The organism is Methanoculleus sp. UBA291 (assembly GCF_002499755.1).
Lineage (GTDB): Archaea > Halobacteriota > Methanomicrobia > Methanomicrobiales > Methanoculleaceae > Methanoculleus > Methanoculleus palmolei.
In genome coordinates this window covers 23,435-40,803 of the sequence record NZ_DANC01000059.1, presented here as the reverse complement: position 1 = coordinate 40,803, position 17,369 = coordinate 23,435, and the positions used below count along the sequence as shown (strand labels likewise).

The 17,369-nt window shown below is 60.9% G+C and carries 16 protein-coding genes; 9 read left to right on the top strand and 7 right to left on the bottom strand.

Annotated elements, in window-relative coordinates:
* The first annotated feature begins 158 nt into the window (after positions 1–158).
* The 7 genes from cobT to BP737_RS13775 all read left to right on the top strand — a co-directional run bounded on the left by cobT (position 159) and on the right by BP737_RS13775 (position 6,008).
* Positions 159–1,175, top strand: coding sequence for a nicotinate mononucleotide-dependent phosphoribosyltransferase CobT (gene cobT / locus BP737_RS13805; protein ID WP_292405668.1), 1,017 nt, complete (start codon positions 159–161; stop codon positions 1,173–1,175).
* Positions 1,176–1,213: 38 nt separating this feature from the next.
* Positions 1,214–1,768, top strand: a complete 555-nt coding sequence (locus BP737_RS13800; RefSeq protein ID WP_292405672.1) for a GMP synthase subunit A — start codon at positions 1,214–1,216, stop codon at positions 1,766–1,768.
* The gene (locus BP737_RS13795; protein ID WP_292405676.1) at positions 1,756–2,298 is read left to right on the top strand and encodes a YkgJ family cysteine cluster protein; all 543 of its coding nucleotides are present in this window, start codon (positions 1,756–1,758) and stop codon (positions 2,296–2,298) included. The genes BP737_RS13800 and BP737_RS13795 overlap by 13 nt, the downstream gene beginning before the upstream one ends.
* Positions 2,291–3,487: a TraB/GumN family protein gene (locus BP737_RS13790; RefSeq protein WP_292405678.1), complete on the top strand. Its 1,197-nt coding sequence runs from the start codon at positions 2,291–2,293 to the stop codon at positions 3,485–3,487. The genes BP737_RS13795 and BP737_RS13790 overlap by 8 nt, the downstream gene beginning before the upstream one ends.
* Positions 3,488–3,545: 58 nt before the next feature.
* Complete coding sequence (locus tag BP737_RS13785) at positions 3,546–4,076, top strand: nitroreductase family protein (protein WP_292405681.1); 531 nt, start codon at positions 3,546–3,548, stop codon at positions 4,074–4,076.
* A 386-nt stretch (positions 4,077–4,462) separates the two neighbouring features.
* Positions 4,463–5,656 (top strand): ammonium transporter, encoded by a 1,194-nt coding sequence (locus tag BP737_RS13780; RefSeq protein ID WP_292405683.1) that lies wholly within the window; start codon positions 4,463–4,465, stop codon positions 5,654–5,656.
* 13 nt (positions 5,657–5,669) lie between these two features.
* Entirely contained in the window at positions 5,670–6,008 is a 339-nt protein-coding gene (locus tag BP737_RS13775; RefSeq protein ID WP_292405685.1) for a P-II family nitrogen regulator, read from the top strand.
* Positions 6,009–6,054: 46 nt separating this feature from the next.
* Here the strand turns inward: BP737_RS13775 and BP737_RS13770 are convergent, their stop codons facing one another.
* Positions 6,055–7,017 carry a TIGR03557 family F420-dependent LLM class oxidoreductase gene (locus BP737_RS13770; protein WP_292405688.1) on the bottom strand — a complete coding sequence of 321 codons (963 nt, stop codon included), beginning with the start codon at positions 7,015–7,017 and terminating at the stop codon, positions 6,055–6,057.
* A gap of 116 nt (positions 7,018–7,133) precedes the next feature.
* On the opposite strand from BP737_RS13770, the gene BP737_RS13765 reads away from it, so the two are divergent.
* Positions 7,134–8,423 (top strand): orotidine 5'-phosphate decarboxylase / HUMPS family protein, encoded by a 1,290-nt coding sequence (locus tag BP737_RS13765; protein WP_292405691.1) that lies wholly within the window; start codon positions 7,134–7,136, stop codon positions 8,421–8,423.
* A gap of 187 nt (positions 8,424–8,610) precedes the next feature.
* On the opposite strand, the gene BP737_RS13760 is transcribed toward BP737_RS13765, so the two are convergent.
* From BP737_RS13760 to BP737_RS13745, 4 genes are all read right to left on the bottom strand, one after another.
* Entirely contained in the window at positions 8,611–8,964 is a 354-nt protein-coding gene (locus BP737_RS13760; RefSeq protein ID WP_292405694.1) for a DUF3784 domain-containing protein, read from the bottom strand.
* Between the two features lie 77 nt (positions 8,965–9,041).
* Complete coding sequence (locus tag BP737_RS13755) at positions 9,042–9,470, bottom strand: ACT domain-containing protein (protein ID WP_292405697.1); 429 nt, start codon at positions 9,468–9,470, stop codon at positions 9,042–9,044.
* Positions 9,470–10,771 (bottom strand): phenylacetate--CoA ligase family protein, encoded by a 1,302-nt coding sequence (locus BP737_RS13750; RefSeq protein WP_292405698.1) that lies wholly within the window; start codon positions 10,769–10,771, stop codon positions 9,470–9,472. The genes BP737_RS13755 and BP737_RS13750 overlap by 1 nt, the downstream gene beginning before the upstream one ends.
* Positions 10,771–12,060, bottom strand: coding sequence for a phenylacetate--CoA ligase family protein (locus BP737_RS13745; RefSeq protein WP_292405700.1), 1,290 nt, complete (start codon positions 12,058–12,060; stop codon positions 10,771–10,773). Before BP737_RS13745 ends, BP737_RS13750 begins: the two co-directional genes overlap by 1 nt.
* A 382-nt stretch (positions 12,061–12,442) precedes the next feature.
* Here BP737_RS13745 and cas1 point away from each other — a divergent pair, with 382 nt between their 5' ends.
* Positions 12,443–13,378 carry a CRISPR-associated endonuclease Cas1 gene (gene cas1, locus BP737_RS13740; protein ID WP_292405703.1) on the top strand — a complete coding sequence of 312 codons (936 nt, stop codon included), beginning with the start codon at positions 12,443–12,445 and terminating at the stop codon, positions 13,376–13,378.
* Here the strand turns inward: cas1 and BP737_RS13735 are convergent.
* Positions 13,344–13,646, bottom strand: coding sequence for an acylphosphatase (locus tag BP737_RS13735; RefSeq protein ID WP_292405706.1), 303 nt, complete (start codon positions 13,644–13,646; stop codon positions 13,344–13,346). The genes cas1 and BP737_RS13735 overlap by 35 nt on opposite strands.
* Positions 13,643–17,209: a hypothetical protein gene (locus tag BP737_RS13730; RefSeq protein ID WP_292405709.1), complete on the bottom strand. Its 3,567-nt coding sequence runs from the start codon at positions 17,207–17,209 to the stop codon at positions 13,643–13,645. Before BP737_RS13730 ends, BP737_RS13735 begins: the two co-directional genes overlap by 4 nt.
* Positions 17,210–17,369: the final 160 nt, after the last annotated feature.

Genomic DNA, 17,369 nt, shown 5'->3' with positions numbered 1-17,369 from the left:
GAAGGGCCGGTATTGGAGCACCTCCTGGGTGCGATTGACTCCTAGCCGGAAAACGTTCGACAATTCCGCACCCCGTCGGCCGTTCCCCTCAAAAATCCGCCGCCCCCGGTCGGGCTACGAACCGCAACCTCTTCTATTCCCGGCGCCCATCCTGTACTATGTCTAATCGGTTCCTCTCAGAAGACCCCGGGGTCCGGCCGCACCGCCCGATGATGGCCCTCGTCCTCGGCAACACCATGCTCTCCACCGTCCCCGGCGTCTCGGGTGCCGGGGCGACCCCGGAAAAGACCCTTCTCACGCCGGTTCTCGATGCGGAACTCGTCACGACCGGCGCGATCACGAGCATATCCGCCCGGCCGGACACGCCCACCGGGTGCCCGACGCCGGCGACCATCACCCGGTCCATGATGGAACTGACCGATCTATCCCCCGTCCTCATCAACGCCGGGCTCGCTCACACCCCCACCGTCCCCTGCCTGGATGTCTACGGAAGCCCAGGCGGCGACCCGCGAAAGGAGGACGCGGTGCCGCACGCAGCGCTCCTCTTCGAGCGGGGCGAAGCGGTCGGCAGGCTTCTCTCGCACTACAGCGACTTTTTGATGCTCGGGGAATGCGTTCCCGGCGGGACGACAACTGCACTCTGCGTCCTCCGGGCGCTCGGTTACGACGTCTCGGTCAGCAGCGCCTTCGTCAAGAACCCGATGGACCTGAAAGAGACCATCTGCAGGGATGTGCTCGCCCGGATCGGTGCGACCGGCGCACGAGGTCCCCTCGACATCCTCCGCGCCGCAGGCGACCCCATGATGCCGGTGGCGGCAGGGATCGCGAGTGCATACTCCGGCGAGATCTTCTTTGCCGGCGGGACGCAGATGCTTGCCGTCGCGGCCGTCTTAAAAGCGCTCGGGAAAAGGATGCCGCGTCTCGCGACGACCGTCTACGTCAGGGATGACCCCTCCGCCGGGTTTGTCCGGTCGGTTGCCGACGTCGGGACCACGGCGTACTTCGTCGATCCGAACTTCGCCGGCATCGGGCACGTCGGGCTTGCCCGCTACTGCATCGGTGAGGCCAAGGAGGGAATGGGGGCCGGCGGGGCACTGACGCTCGCCTACCTCATGGGGCACAGCCCGGAGGAGATCACCCGAAAAGTCTTCGATTTCATTCAGAAGTATGCCTGAGGGAAGGACTATACCTTTTTACCATCCACCTATATACAATGCTTCCACTCTATGTGGTCAACAATCACGGGCAGTTCAACCACCTGATCCTCCGGACGCTTCGTGATATGGATATTGAGGCCGTCATGATCTCAAACGAGACGCCGCCTGCAGAGGTCGCCCGGGGCTGCCGGGGCATCATCCTCGGCGGCGGTCCGACCCTGGACCGTGCGGGGTTCGCTCCTCTCTACCTTGACCTCGGTCTTCCGGTCCTCGGTATCTGTCTTGGGCTGCACATCATGGCGACGGCACGCGGGGGAGCCGTTCGCCGGGGCGCAAGCGGCGGGTTTGGTGCGGTCGAAGTCGATGTACTCAAACAAAACAGTCTTCTCCAGGGATACCCCGACCGGATTCACGTATGGGCGTCGCATGCAGACGAGGTCTCGACGGTTCCGGAAGGGTTTGTCCGGCTTGCGGAGTCGGCCATCTGCAGCGTGGAGGCGATGGCGTCTCCCGATGAACGTCTCTACGGCGTCCAGTGGCACCCGGAAGTCAGTCATACCGTCAACGGACGGCTTCTCTTTGAGAATTTTGATCGGTTATGCTCGGAATAGACGACGTTGCGAGCCGGGTTGGGTCCATCGGATTTCATTGCCAAGAGTGTGGTGCCTGTTGCCGGCGGGTTGCGGAAGACTCAAACCTCGTGCTGGTGAGCCCTGCCGAGGTCCGGGCAATCATGGCGGCGACCGGGATGGTCTGGGATGAAGTCGCCGAACCGTATCCCGACTTCATCGATGCCGAAAACGGCGGAGAGTACACCCTCGCCTGGTGTATCCGGCGCACGGCCGATGCCTGCAGGTTTCTCCGCGACGGCCAGTGCTCCATCTATGCCCATCGCCCCTGGATCTGCCGCACCTACCCGTTTATGCTGGCGGACGACGACCTGCTGGTCTCGGAGTGTCCCGGCCTCGGCGCGCCCCTCTCCACCCGCGATGCGCACGCTCTCGGCGCCGACCTCTGCAGGCGGCGGGCTGCCGAGGAGGCGGAGGAGACCGGTCTATGTGCCGTCTACCGGGAAGCGCGGGTGCCGCCGGGGCGGCGCGCCGTGATCGACAGCGAAGGCGTAAAGGTGCTCCATGGCTGAGATCCGCCTCGTCGGGACGGCCCATGTCTCGCAGAAGAGCGTTGAAGAGGTCCGGGCCGCAATCGAGGAGTTCCAGCCCGACATCGTCGGCGTCGAACTCGACCGGGGCAGGTATATCGCTCTCACGGAGGAGGTGGCCGAGCCGTCGGTCATGGAGATCCTGAAGGGCGGGAACTTCGGCCAGCTCCTGGTCCAGTGGGTGCTCACCTTCATCCAGCAGCGGATCGGCGCCGAGACCGGGGTGAAGCCCGGCTCGGAGATGCTGGCGGCCATTGAGGAGGCTAGGACGCATCAAAAGCCCGTGGCGTTCATCGACCGGGATATCCGGATCACGCTCGGGCGGTTCTGGGGAAAGATGGGGATCTGGGAGAAGATCAAGTTCATCGGTGCCCTGATGTATTCGCTTGTGAGTGTCGAGGGCGAGAAGGTCGACATCGACGAGCTCATGAATCAGGACGTGGTGAGCGCCGCGATGGAGGAGTTCCGGAAGTTCTCGCCCCGGGGCGCCGGGGCCCTGATCGACGAGCGGGATGCATACCTCGCTCACCAGATCCTGATGCTCGGGAGCCGGTATGAACGGGTGCTTGCGGTCGTCGGCGCCGGGCATATCCAGGGGGTGCAGCGCTATCTCGACGCACCGGAGACGCTGCCGCCACTCCCGTCCCTGACCGCCGAAGTGAAGGGCCTGCCGTGGGCGAAGATCCTCGGCTCGGCCGTCACCGTCCTCTTCATTCTCCTGATAGCCGCCATAGCCTTCTCGGGCGTCGGGCTCGAGGTCCTGCTGGCCGCCCTCCTCTACTGGGTCCTGATCACCGGCGCGTTAAGCGCCGTATTCACGCTGCTCGCCGGCGGGCATCCGCTCTCGGCCGCGACGGCGTTCGGCGTCTCCTGGATGACATCGCTTAACCCGCTGCTTGCGGCGGGATGGTTCGCCGCCGCCGTTGAAGCGAAGATCCGCAAGCCCACCGTCGGAGAGTTGCAGCAGATCATTGCGGCCGAGACCTTCTCGGAGATGCGGAAGATCCCGCTCTTCCGGGTGGTCTTCGTCGCCGCGCTCGCGAACGTCGGGTGCACGATCGGGGTCATCGCCTACTTCACGTTCATCTTTCCGATCCTTGGGATCGATCTGACCGAGGTCGTCACCACAGGCTTTTCCAATATGCTGCAGATGCTGCAGAGCCTCTTCTAAGGCCGCCCCTCATCTTTTTCCCCAAGGTATTTAGGCCTGGAGTGCGCATTCTCGTTGCATGAGTCCGATTGGTGGAACGGTTAATCTTGGTGTCACCGTGATACGGAGCAGGCACAGCGTGCGGAAGTACAAGGACAGCCCCGTCGAGGAGAAGATCATCAAGGACGCCCTCGACTGTGCACGCCTTGCTCCGACGGCGAAAAACGAGCAGCCCTGGCTCTTCGGGACCGTCAGGAAACGCGAGACGCTGAAGGCAATCGCGGACCTGACCGATAACGCCAGGTTCATCGCCGATGCACCCGTCTGCTTCGCCGTCTTTGGGAAACGGGCTGAAAAATACTATCTTGAGGACTGCTGTGCAGCGACGATGCAGCTCATCCTCGCGCTCCAGGCGTGGGGGGTCGCGTCCTGCTGGGTCGCGGGGGATAAGAAGGACTACGTAGAGGATGTCCGGACACTCCTCAACGTCCCGGAGGATTACACGCTTGTCTCTCTCGTTCCTGCGGGATACCCCGAGGAGATCTTGATTGCAAAGAAAAAGACCCTCGATGAGGTCACGTTCTTCGAGCGCTATGAGGAAGAGGAGTGACCGGATAAACGAAAACCTTTTTTTACCGCGCTTTTCCGTGCCGCTCTGCTTTGCCGGGCCGTGAGGGCAACAGTGCTCCCCGTCCCCGATTTTGACCTCGTCTCTTCCGGAAACGGTGTGCCGATCAGGTGGGTGGCCTGCGACTTCCGGGTAGCGTCTCTCCGTGAGTATCTTCCGATCTTTGCCGGTCAGCGGCGGGTACAGAGCGGAAGAACGTCCGGTTGCACGCGGATCATGCGCATTGTGTCCGCACGGGGGATCTTTGACTTTGGGTACTCATGTTCATGAGGCGTGCTGCATAAATAGAAAAATTTATATTTGTAGGAAAGCAACTTCCTTCCGATGAATGGCAAAAGCGACTTATGGATGTTCCGGAGGGCCGGGGTATGATTGATTCCGGCGCTACGGCGTTTATCCTCGTCTGTACGGCACTGGTCATGCTGATGACACCGGGAGTGGGACTCTTCTACGGCGGGCTTGTGCGGCGGAAGAATCTCATCTCCATGATAGCGCTGGCGTTCATCGCATTTGCTCTCGTCAGCATCCAGTGGGTTCTCTTCGGATACAGTCTTGCTTTCGGCTCCGATATTCACGGAGTGATTGGAGGTCTGGAGTATGCGCTCCTGCAGGGTGTCGGGATGGAAGGCGACGGCATTCCTGACCTGCTCTTCATGGTCTTCCAGATGGTCTTTGCGGGCCTCACGCTCGCAATCGTAACGTCCGGCGTTGCGGAGCGGATAAAGATCAGTTCGTTCGTCGTCTTCGCCCTGCTCTGGACAACGCTGGTCTATGACCCGCTTGCTCACTGGGCGTGGGGCGGCGGATGGGCGGCGAGCATGGGCGCGCTCGACTTCGCCGGCGGCACGGTCGTCCACATAAGTTCCGGCTTCTCGGCACTGGCACTCGCGCTTGTCATCGGGAAACGTCTCGGGTTCGGCTCCCAGGAGATGGCGCCGAGCAACATCCCGCTGGTCCTCCTCGGTGGCGCGCTCCTCTGGTTCGGGTGGTTCGGGTTCAACGCCGGCAGCGCTCTTGCTGCGGACGGTCTGGCGGCAAGCGCGTTCGTCGCAACAAACGTCGCCGCCGCTGCCGGGGCTCTCTCCTGGCTCTGCGCCGCCTGGATCCGCGGCAGACCGGGTTCGGTCGGGATCATCAGCGGCGCCATCGCCGGTCTCGTCGCCATCACGCCGGCAGCCGGGTTTGTCGACCCCATGGCCGCTATCCCTATCGGAGCCGCTGCAGGTCTCGTCTGCTACGGCGCACTCCTCTTCCGGGTCCGCCACGGCTGGGATGAGAGTCTCGATGCGTGGGCGATTCACGGCGTGGGAGGCATCTTCGGCGCTCTCGCAACCGGGGTCTTTGCGGTTGCGGTAATAGGTGGTGTGGACGGTCTTCTCTACGGGAACCCTGGTCAACTCCTGATCCAGGCCGTGGATGTGGCTGTGGTCGTGGCCTACGCGTTCGGCGTGACCTACATCCTTGCAAAGGTTATCGATGCGGTGATGGGTCTGCGCGTCACCGAAGAGGAAGAGTATGTCGGACTGGATATCGCCCAGCACGGTGAGTCCGTACGGGTATGAGGAGGTGTTGTCGATGAAGATGGTTACTGCAGTCATCAGGCCCGAGAAGTTCGACCCCGTGAGAGCGGCGCTCGAAGCGGACGGCATCAACGGGATGACCGTGAGCGAAGTCATGGGACGGGGAGCACAGAAAGGCATCTCTCTCCAGTTCAGGGGAAAGACGATGCCGGTCGAACTCATCCCGAAGGTGAAGATCGAGATGGTCGTTCCGGATGCCGATGTCGACAGGGTCCTCCGGATCGTCCGGGAGCACGGTCGGACCGGGAAACCGGGCGACGGCAGGATCTTTGTCCTGCCTGTCGAGAGCATCTGCAGGGTGCGGACGGATCAGAGCGATCCGTCCGACCCGTAAACGTTTTTGGCCGGTGTCCCGGCCCCACAACCCTTTGCTGCCGCCGTTACTCTGCAAAGTGCGGCAGGACCTCGTTTGTGTAGAACTCCATGAACTCCCGTTGCCGGTTTCCGATCTGGTGGACGCAGACGTGATCGAATCCCATCTTGATGCACTCCTCGATCTTTCTGATCTGCGCCTCCGGGTCGGGGCCGGCGGGCACGTGCTTCGCCACCTCCTCCGGTGTTGTCATCGTTGCCAGCTGTTCGTAGTGGGTCGGCGTGGGGAGGAGCCTGTTGAGTTCTCCGGAGTTCGCGGAGATCGGCCACCGCTCGTAGGCCGTCCTCTGTCCTTCCTCCTCGCTCTCCGCCCAGCAGACCGAGACTTCCACGTATGAGGGCTTATCGCCGCCCCCCGAGTCGCGGAAGGCGACAAGGGTCTCTTCTGCGCTGGCGCCCGGGTTGATGAACCCGTCGCCGACCCGTGCTGCCAGGGATGCGCTGATCGGACCCTCGGATGCTATGTAAATCGGGGGGACCTTTTCCGGGAGCGAAAATATCTGCGCGTTCTCCAGAGTATAGAAAGAGCCGTAGTAATCCTGCATGCCCCCCTTCCAGAGCATCCTGATTACCTCCACCGCCTCCTCAAGCATCTCTATCCGGACCGGCGCCGGAGGCCAGCGGTCGCCGAAGACGTGCTCATTGAGGTTTTCACCCGATCCAAGGCCCAGGATAAACCGCCCGGGCATCATCCCGGCGGCGGTTGCGGCAGCCTGGGCGATGATGCCGGGGTGTATCCGCATCGTCGGGCAGGTGACGCCCGTCACCAGCCGGAGGTCCGCCGTCACCTGAGAGATCCCGCCGAGGACTCCCCAGACGAACGGGCTCTGTCCCTGCCGGTTCGTCCAGGGGTGGTAGTGATCCGATATCATGGCAAACGCAAAGCCTGCATCTTCCGCCTGACGGGCGTTGCAGACCAGATCAAGGGGTTCGTGCTCCTCGCATGCCAGTTTATAGCCTATTTCGACCATCCGTCATCACATCCGTGCCGGCCCCACGTGGGCGCGGGCTACCTCACGCATCCCGGTTCATATAGATTTCCCCCGGCCGATACCCGATAAATACGATCCTTGCCATACACTACAGTATGGCAACGCCTACTCTCCAGGTGGCGCTCGATCTCCTTGAGCTTGATCGTGCGGTAGAGATCGCCGACGAAGCGGTCCGTGGTGGTGCGGACTGGATTGAAGTTGGAACCCCCCTGATCAAGAGCGAGGGGATGCGGGCCGTACGGGTGCTCCGGGAGCGTTTCCCCGGGCACGAGATCGTGGCGGACATGAAGATCGCCGATACCGGGGCCGTCGAGGTGGAGATGGCGGCGAAGTCCGGCGCCGGCATCGTCTGCATCCTCGCCGATGCCGACGATACCGTGATCGCCGAAGCGGTTCGTTCGGGCCGTAAGTACGGCGTCCGGATCATGGCTGACCTGATCAACGTTCTGGACCCGGTCTCCCGCTCCCGTGAACTTGCGGGACTCGGCGTCGACTACATCAACGCTCACGTAGGCATCGACCAGCAGATGATCGGCCGGTCGTCGCTCGACCTCCTCGGCCGTCTTGCCGGGGAGGCGAGCGTCCCGATAGCCGTTGCAGGGGGGCTCGACGCAGAGACCGCGTCCGCAGCCGTCGCCGCCGGAGCCTCGATCGTCATCGTCGGCGGAAACATCATCAAGGCTGCCGACGTTACCGGAGCGGCGGGGAGGGTCCGGGAGGCGATCGACCGGCCCGAGGTCCTGCCGCGGGAGGAAGAGAGCCCGGACGCCGTCATCCGCCGCCTCTTTGATGTGGTCTCCGCACCGAACGTCACCGACGCCATGCACCGGCAGGGGGCGATGGCGGGCCTCGTCTCCATCTGCGGCCGGGTGAAAGCGGTCGGCCGGGCGGTGACGGTCCGGACACTCGCCGGAGACTGGGCAAAACCCGTCGAGGCGATCGACGTCGCCGGGCCGGGAGACGTCCTCGTCATCAGTAACGACGGACGGACGGACGTCGCGCCCTGGGGTGAACTCGCCACGCATTCCGCGAAAAACCGGGGGGTCGCCGGCATCGTGATCGACGGGGCGGTCCGGGACGTGGACGATATCCGGGAGATGCGGTTCCCGGTCTTCTCCCGGGCAACTGCTCCGAACGCCGGGGACCCCAAGGGTCTCGGGGAGATCAACGCCGAGATCGTCTGTTGCGGGCAGACGGTGCGGCCGGGGGACTGGATCATCGCCGACGAGAGCGGCGTCGTGGTGGTCCCCCGGGAGCGGGCCTACGAGGTCGCCCGCCGGGCGATGGAGGTTAAAAAGACCGAGGAACGGATCCGCGAGGAGATCCGGCGCGGAAAGACGCTCTCGGAGGTCTCGGAACTCCTGAAGTGGGAGAAGCGGCACTGAACGGTGCCGCGGGCACGACGAAGAATAGTACGACGGTCCGGGAAGTTACCCCGGGAGATTCGTATCCCTATGTGCAAATCGCGCCGGGAACATCTTTTCATCCTTTTTCGCGGTCTCGTGCTGGAAGTTTCGCACCCGGTCCCCTCGTTTTCGTTCCGGATTGCTCTACGGCCTATCGATAACGTTCTTAACGATTTTTCCGGACGTACTTGCCGCCGCCGATACTTGAGACGAGCGCAAAAACTATCAGTGCAACCACGCTGAGTGCCGTCATTACCCAGCCGACCCACTTCTGCTCATTATCTATGTAGAGGAGCACCATCACGGACACCGAGAAAAACATGCCGATCGCTCCAACAACCTTCGAAATGAGCGGGATATTGTAATGCTCTCTCTCCTTTGCGCTCATCATGTTCAAACCGGATATGAGATCTCCCCGGTTTTTAACCGCTACCGCCAGGAAAAAGAAAAAGAGGGCAACCATCAGGATGGAAGTTGCTTGCTTGATCACCTCAGCACCTCTTGCCCTTTGCGTCTTCACATGTGGTTATGGCGTTCCGTCTTACGCATCACAATCTTCGAATTATTATGATATGAGGCTTTTAGGACGATCCTCCGTTATCGGGAGGGCTCCGCGAGGAGTTCTCCGCCGCAGGCGAGGATCTGCCGGACGGCGTCTTCAACCTGGTCCACACGCAGGATCAGGACCGCCCCGTCCTTCCCTGAGTAGGCATAGGCGTACTCGACGTTGATCCCTGCATCCCCGAGAACGGACGCGATATCCGAGAGACCGCCGGGTTCGTCGCGCATCTTCACGCCGATGACGTCGGTGAACGAGACCCGAAACCCGAGATCGGTCAGCGTCCGGTGAGCATCCTCCGGCCGGTCGACAAGCGCACGGACAACCCCGAACCCGTTCGCCTCGGCGATACTGAACGCAAAGATGTTGATCTTCGCATCGCGGAGCGCCCCGGCTATCGCCGCAAGGCGCCCCGGCCGGTTTTCCGAAAAGATTGAGATCTGTTTGACGATATACGATTTCTCCATTACAATGACCTCCTATCAATGACCTTCTTCGATTTGCCTTCAAACCGTGGAAGGGTTCCGGGTTCGACCAGTTCCACCTCCACGCCCACGTTCAGCGCACCCCGCAGGCGATGCTCCACCGTCCTCTTGATCACCATGAGATCGGTGATCTTGTCGGAGAACGCCTCTTCGCTCACCTCCACCCGGACGAGCATGGTATCGAGCGCGCCCTTCCGGTCGACGACGATCTGGAAGTGCTTGCCTACCTGTGGGATCTCGAGCAGCGTATGCTCTACCTGCGACGGGAAGACGTTGATGCCCCGGATGATCAGCATGTCGTCCACCCGTCCCCGGAGCCGACCGATGCGCGGATGGGTCCGACCGCAGGCGCAGGCTCCTTCTTCGAGGGTGGTGAGGTCGCCGATCCGGTACCGGATCATGGGAAGAGCCTCTTTCTGGAGCATGGTGATGGTCAGCTCGCCCTGTTCCCCGGCCGGGAGCGCCTCGTCGGTCGCGGGGTCCACGATCTCCACGAGCGCGAGGTCCCCCCAGATATGGATACCCTTCTGCTCGGCGCACTCCGTGAACATCGGGCCCGAGAGCTCGCTCGTCCCGTAGATGTCATAGGCGCGGATCCCGAGCCACTCTTCTATCCGATTTCGCATCTGCTCCGACCAGGGCTCGGCGCCAAAGAAGCCGAGGCGGAGGTCGGTGTCGTTCTTGATCGAGACGCCCATCTTCTCCGCCACTTCGCCCATATGAATGAGGTAGGAGGGGGTGCAGGCGATGGCGGTGACGTGGAGGTCCTGCATCAGTTCGACCTGCCGCTCGGTGTTTCCGACGCTCGTCGGGAGGACGGTTGCACCGACCTTCTCGGCACCGTAGTGGACGCCGAGGCCGCCGGTGAAGAGCCCGTAGCCGTAACTTACCTGGAACACGTCCCCCTTCCCGAGGCCGCAGGAGGAGAACCCTCGCGCCAGCGACTCGCTCCAGTTCTCGATGTCGCGCTTTGTGTAGCCCACGACGGTCGGCTTCCCCGTCGTCCCGGAGGAGACGTGATAGCGGATCAGTTCATCGCGCGGTGCAGTGAAGAGCCCGTCCGGGTAGTTGTCCCGCAGGTCCCGTTTGTACATGAAGGGGAGTTTCCGGACATCTTCGAGCGACCCGATGTCGTCGGGCCGGACCCCCTGCTCCTTCATCCGCCGCCGGTAGAACTCGCTCGTCTCGTAAACGCGCGAAACTAGTCTCTTCGCAAGCCTGTACTGGAGCCGCCGCAGTTCTTCGGTCGGCATTCCTTCGATATCCCGGTTCCAGCAGTCCATCAGAGAATCCCTCGTCGGTCGATAACCCGCTTCGCTTTTCCCTCGAACCGGGGCAGCGATCCCGGCTCCACCAGCCTCACCGCGGTGCGGAGTCCGAGCGTGTTGTGGAGCTCATTGGCGATCTTCTTCTGCATACGGGTGAGGTCCTGGAGTTCACCGGAAAAACCCGCTTTGCTCATCTCTACCTCAATGGTCATCTCGTCGAGATGGTTAACCCGGTCGATGTAGACCATAAACTGCTCCCCGACCTCCGGAAGAGCCCGTAGAACATGTTCAATCTGGGACGGGAAAACGTTGATCCCGCGGATGACCAGCATGTCGTCGCTACGTCCTGTGAGCCGTGCAATCTTTTGCCCGCGTCCGCAGGTGCATTCGTCGTCCATCAACCGGGTCACGTCGCCGGTGCGGTAGCGGACGAGCGGCAGGGCTTCCTTGACGAGCGGCGTGATGACGAGTTCGCCCCGCTCGCCGGGAGCAAGACGCTCCCCCGTCTTCGGGTCGATGATCTCCGCAAGGTAACAGTCGTGCCAGAGATGGAGCCCGTTGTGCTCAGGGCACTCGAACGCCACTCCAGGGCCGTACATCTCCGAAAGCCCGTAACTGTCGAAGGCCTTCACACCGAGACGCCGTTCAAGTTCCGCGCGCATGCTCTCCGACCAGGGTTCGGCCCCGAATATCCCGATCTTGAGGGTGTCCAGCGTCTTTCCCATCGACTCAGCCACTTCGGCGAGGTGGAGGGCGTAACTTGGCGTGCAGTGGATGGCGGTCACGCCGAAGTCCTCAATCATCTCGATCTGACGGCGGGTGTTCCCCGTCGCACTCGGGACCACGGTCGCCCCGATCTTCTCGGCCCCGTAGTGGAACCCGAGCCCCCCGGTGAAGAGGCCGTAATTGACCGCGTTCTGAAAGATATCGTCTTCACCGAGGCCTATCATCGTCATGTTCCGCGCGATCAGTTCCGACCAGTTCTCCAGGTCCTGCCGGGTGTAACCGACGACGGTCGGCTTTCCGGTGGTCCCGGAAGTGGTGTGGACCCGCACGATCTCTCTCATGGGAACTGCAAAGAGGCCGAACGGATATCCGGCCTGGAGTTCCTTTTTAGAGGTGAAGGGAAGTTTCTCTACATCGTCAAGCGTCCTGATATCGTCCGGCGAGATGCCTGCTTCCTTGAATTTTCTCCGGTATAGCCCAACATTCTGTGCCTGATGAATCGTCCACTTCAGCCGCTTCAGTTGAAGGTCCGCAAGTTCATCAGGCCGGATTGTCTCCATCGCTCTGTTCCAGAACATAGTATCCCATCGGTGTCTCTCGGGGAGGGTGCTCTGCCCCCGCCCCGGATGTATATCGTCCGGCACCCGTTATCCGGTTGGTATTCCGGCGGGCCGTTTGGCGGGCCTGCAGAGACCGCGCCGCCGGGCATACTCACGTTATATGGGTGGTGGATGCGGAAAAGGTTTGTCAGTTCGTGGCACGGCACACCGTAGCAGCCTTTGATTTTTTGTCCGGAATGCGCTCGCCCACAACCATTCGCACTTCATCCGGACGGGATGCATTTACGAAAAGGACGATGGCATAGTCGGTCGGCGACCGCCGAAGACGGGTGTCCCCCCTCCCGTGCGGTTCGATGCATTCATCATCAAAACCGCCCATATTCATTTCCAGAGTGATTTGATGACGGCGAAGGAACCCTGGATCCCGGTCTTCGGCTACGGGGGGCACATCAAGGCGACGGCGCAGGAACTGGTCATCGTGCAGGGAAACGCCACCCGGCGCTACCCGCTCCAGGCAGTGAAGCATCTTTTGGTCGTCGGCGGCCATACGCTGCACACATCGGCGGTGACGAACCTCCTCAAAGCCGGCGCCGTCATCACCTTCTTTGATATTGACGGCACCCCCGTCGGGTGCCTCTCCCCTTACGGTTATCGGCCGGATGAGGCGGTGCGCCGCGCCCAGGAGCGGGCCTCTCCGCACCGGTTCGCACAGCCGTTTGCAACAGCCGGCGTTCAGTCGCGGCTCTTCTTCCTTGAGGAGCTTTACAATCGTTCAGGGCAGGATATCTTCTATGCCGGAGAACTCGACTTCCTTCACCAGGCCCGGGAGGAGGTTGCGGTCTCGGTCACCATGGAGGAACTCCGGCGGCTCTCCCGCCTGGTCGCCGATATGTACTACGAGATCCTCTCCCGCACGATCCCGCCGGAACTTGGGTTCCGGCGCAGGACGAGCCGCCCTTACCTTGACCCCGTCAACGCCATGTTCTCGCTTGGATACGCGATGCTTTACGGCAACTGCTGCGTCTCTCTGATCGGCGCCCACCTCGACCCCGACCTTGGCACGCTTCACGAAGGAGCCGGGAGCCTCGTCCACGATCTCATCGAACCGCAGAAAGCGGCGATGGTAGACCGCACCGTCCTCCTGTTTGCCCGGGATGAGATCTCGGCCGGGGACTACGAATGCGGTGAAAAGCGATGCTACCTTGACGGGAATTTCTCGGCCCGGCTGGTCGCGGCGCTTCGCAAATCGATCGACCAGTCCCGCATCGATACGCAGGTCCGCATCCTGCGGGATGCCCTTCTTACGAACGCTGAATTTCACGTGCTGTACTGGTAGCGCCCCGCTGGATTGTGAATTCGGCGTAGGCGACAGGAGGAACCTCCTGCTGGGAGAGGTCCCTGATGACGGCCCTGGGGCATCCGTAAAGCATGGAGATGAACTTGTCGAGGATGACGGGTTCGCCGGTTGCAGTGATGAGCACCCTCCCGTCGGAGAGATTCATCGCTTCGCCGCCGACACCGAGGTTGGTCGCGATCCTTCTGATGCATGCGCGGAACCCGACGCCCTGGACCCGTCCTGAGATCCGGATCTCGATCGTCTTCACAGCCAGTGCTCCTGGACAAGCCGCATGGACATATCCAGTTCGTCGTAGACCTCGTCCCGGATCGTCGAGTCGCGGATATTGAGGGCTTCGCCCACGGCCATGTCGATAATCTCCCTTGACCGGTCTTCATAGTGTTCTGCGTAGATCCGGCACGCCATATCGCCGAGCACAAAGGCCCGCCGCGAGAGCGGTCTTATTATCCGGGCCTCATCGAGGGCGCAGAGAAGCATTCGATCCGCAAGTGCCTGCTGTTCTGCGTTCCTCGCGATAAGGTAGAACTCGGTGTAGTAGACCGCCCGTTTTGCCCGATCGGATGCCGTCCGTATTGCCCGATCGAGCGCGACCATATCCTTTGTCGTGCACTCGCCGCTCCGGATCTTGTTGCGGCAGTCGAGGATTCTGCCGTAGACGGAGTTCCTCCAGGACTGGGGCATAGCCTGTTCGAGCTGGACCATCAGGCTGTAGCGGATCCTGTCGTCGTCGATCGCGGAGACGATCTCGACGGCCCGCTGTTGAGCGGCCGCTTTCCCGCTCTTCCGGTAGAACGAGAAGAGCATCTGGGCCATACGCTGCTGCGTCATAGCGGTGATGAACGGAATCTGAATGTGCCCGGCAGTCTTCTCCATGCCGTCGAGCAGTTCATCGATCTCCTCCTCATCGCCGTAAGTCTCGGCGAACTGTGCCACGTCAAAGAGCATCGAGAGCCGGATATAGGGTATGGGAATGCTCACCACGGTATGGCACATGGCCGAAAGGATCTCCTTTCTCTGTGCAGGTTCATTGACCATGTCGAAGACCGCAGCGAGGGCGTCCACGTACTCGACCGGATCTTCAATCCCGCCGACCTGCCCGATTGCCCAGTCGATGTCCGTCTCCTGCCGGTTTACAGCGTTGAGGCTTCTTGCGGCGTAGATCAGGTTCTTCCTGACGAATGCCTCCTGGTCTTCCCCGACGAACTCGAGCATCTCCTGTGCCTCGGTAAGGTAACTCCTGGCTGCATCGTGATCGATCCCGGCCATGAGCCCCGCGAGGTCGGAGAGCATAATCGCGCGGACGGAAGGCTCGGAGATGGTGCCGATGGTCTCGTGAAGCCTTCTAATGATCTTTTCGGCTTTCTCTCCGTCGCCGATGACCGAGTAGGCGCTGACGATCCGGTACATTCCGGAATAACGCGCATAGACGTCGCTGGTGTGCTCGAAGAGGCGGTACATCAATTCGAGCACCGGCGGTGCCGTCGTCCCCCCCTCGATCCCTTCGAGCAGATACGCCATCACCTCGTAGGGATCGGCCGAGTCGAAATCCTTTGTTTCGTTGGTAAAGAAGGTGAGAATCCGCTGGATCATGGCGGTCCGCTCGTACTCCCCTTCGATCTCCAGGGAGAAGAGAGTCATGGGGACGGCAAAGATCGGGCTCGTGTAGATCTGCGTGTACTCGAGCATGATATCGACGTAACTTGCTATCCTGATCGAGATCTCCTCACGCAGGGTGCTGGTCTTGAGGAGGTCGAGCGCTATCTCGAAGGGCTCCATCATGTTGTCGAAGACCTGTGCCTTCCCCTGGGAGATCTGGTCCGCCGCCTGCAGGCTCCCGACGCGGACGTAACCTTCGATGAGGGGATCGACCAGTTGCCGCTGCAGGGACGGGTCGGGGATCTGGGAATGGATCTGAGTCGCTTCATCCAGCGCCTGGAGCGAGAGGTGTTCGATCCCGAACATGATCAGGCCGTGGATGACCTTCCCCATTGCAAAGAGGCAGTAGTCCCGCTCCAGCAGAGATGTGGAGAGGATCCGCATCCCGTGAAGAAGGTCGAGGTCGCCGTCCTCGACGGCGAGCACGGCTGCCTGGTCTACGATGCCGCCCATCGCTTCGGCCCGTACCTGCTGATCCATGATCTCGCAGGTGAGTCCGGTCGCACTCCGGAGGAGATCCCGGTCTTTTCGGACGACACCGATCCGTGCCATCTCGACGGCGATGGTCGAGATTGCCTGTTCTCGCAGGTTCTGGTCCTGGATCTGGTTTACCAGGTCTACAAGGGCCGCCGGGTCGTTCTGACGGACGAAGCCCCGCTCGATCAGGATGGTGCTGCACTCAACGAGCAGTGGGTCCTGTGCACGGTGCGAACTGACAAGTTCCTTGATTGCCGGTATGTGCCTGACGACCTCATCGAAGTCGTACTCCTTGCAGAAGTCGGTCACCGCCTGCTGTACCAGCGAGTCGACAATATCGGTATCCAGTGTGGCGAGGATATTCTTGTGGACGAGTTCGATCTCGTCGCGCCGAAGCCCCTCTTTGATCAGGCGGACACTGGTATCGAAAAATTGGGCGTTGATCCTCTGTGTGCTGGCGCTGGCTTTTTTCATAACCTCGATCGCGTGGTAGAAATCGCCCATCCGTGTGAGTGCGTCGGTGATCTGCCGGTAGAGCTGGGCTGCCTTCGCGGCATCGCAGGATTCGGCGATCAGGGGTGCAATATCGAGAAGAATGGTTGAGTTGCCGCTTCTCTCAACGACTGAAATGCCGGAGAGGACGATCTCCTCGATGGGGAGCTGAGTCCCTGTTATGTCCCGGGCGTTGAACTCGAACGCCTTTTCAAGGAACCAGCGGTCCCCGCTTCGTTCTGCTTTCTTCAGGAGTTCGAGGACGAGGGTCCGCCCGGCCCATGGTTTTTCGTCTTCGATCTTGAGCAGTTTTGCGTAGACCTGCTTTTTGTCCCGCTGGCGATCGAGGAGTTGCTCGGTCAGGATCGCGAGGATCTCGGTGAGCCGTTCTTCCGGGATACCCGGGAGGGAGTCCATGATCTGCTCAACGTCGGAGATCTCTTTCTTCAGCGATGATTTCCAGGCGGCGTCAACGATATCGGCGATCGAATTGGTGCGTCGGATCTTCTGGTTGATCTCGGTTGCACTCATAAGTCCGGAAACCACCAGGGTGATATCGCCCGACTCGATGCCGGCACCGGCGATCGCCCGTGCAACGTCGGCATGGAGCTGCGATTGTCTTGATATGTCGCCGATCTCAGAGAGCATCTGGAGAGCATGCTGCATGATGTTGACGTTTCGATACTTCTGTCCATATTCGATGAAGAGCGGAATGGTCTCGGAGAGGATTGCCGAGCGGTATTTACGGATGCTGATCTTGTCGCAGGCTTCTCCGCCTTTATCGATGAAATGGATGTCCCCGGTATCGACCCCCGTCTGGATAAGGTCACGGGAGATTTCGGCGAGGATCTCGGACTGGTGACTCTTACGGTCGAGTTTATCGACCAGGGTAAAAATTGCGCTGAACCATGCTTCGTCCTTATTCTGGCTGTAGATCCTGGCGGCGCGTTGGGCGAGGGCGGCCACCTCTTCTTTTGTCGGTTCGATGATCTGGCTTAAGAGCCCCGGAAGGTTCTCCTCGAACGCCGTCTTTATCAGAGCGGCGTTCATCTGCTCGTAGAGTGATTTCTTCTCCTTCCGGGTCTGCGTCTCCGATATGTCTGAAACTACCTTTTCAAGCTCACGCAGATCGCCTGAAGAGATTGCGGAGTTGATCTTCTGTTTTATCTGTGGTTTACCATTCATTTTGATCAGCGCTCTTCAATGGGTTCTGCATCATGCATATCTATTATCAGATATATAGATTGCCCCCCTTTCACAGGAATGTCATTTGAGGAAATGAGGGAGTTTCTCAAAAATGTCGGGGATATGTGGGAGAGTCAGGGTTCTTTGAAGCGCCGGGAAC